This is a genomic window from Microbacterium sp. CCH5-D1, from assembly GCF_001557335.1.
GTDB classification, from domain to species: domain Bacteria; phylum Actinomycetota; class Actinomycetes; order Actinomycetales; family Microbacteriaceae; genus Microbacterium; species Microbacterium oxydans.
The window spans coordinates 1-276 of sequence record NZ_LSJW01000208.1 but is presented as its reverse complement, the minus strand read 5'-3'; the positions used below and the strand labels follow the sequence as shown (position 1 = coordinate 276).

The following is a 276-nucleotide window of genomic DNA, read 5'->3' as shown; positions in this document are numbered from 1 at the left end:
CACGCCGGCGGGGAGGTGGGGGGACGTCGCCGATCTCATGGGCGCGACCGTCTTCCTCGCGAGCCCCGCCTCCGACTTCGTCAACGGGCACGTGCTGTCCGTCGACGGCGGTTACCTGGTGCGCTGACCGCGGCGCCCCCACACCCTCAACGAACAGGACACCTTCCCCATGGTCACTTCACGATCCGCTCTCTCACGTGAGGAGATCGTCACCCGACTGCAGGAGATCCTCGGCACCGACCAGGTCGAGACCGAGGCGCAGGCGCTGCGCGAGGC

General features: G+C 69.2%; 1 protein-coding gene. It reads left to right on the top strand.

The window, feature by feature from the left end; genetic code table 11:
- A partial coding sequence (locus tag AX744_RS20020; protein ID WP_157543602.1) for an SDR family oxidoreductase occupies nt 1–127 on the top strand: 127 nt, incomplete at its 5' end.
- Nucleotides 128–276 lie beyond the last annotated feature (149 nt).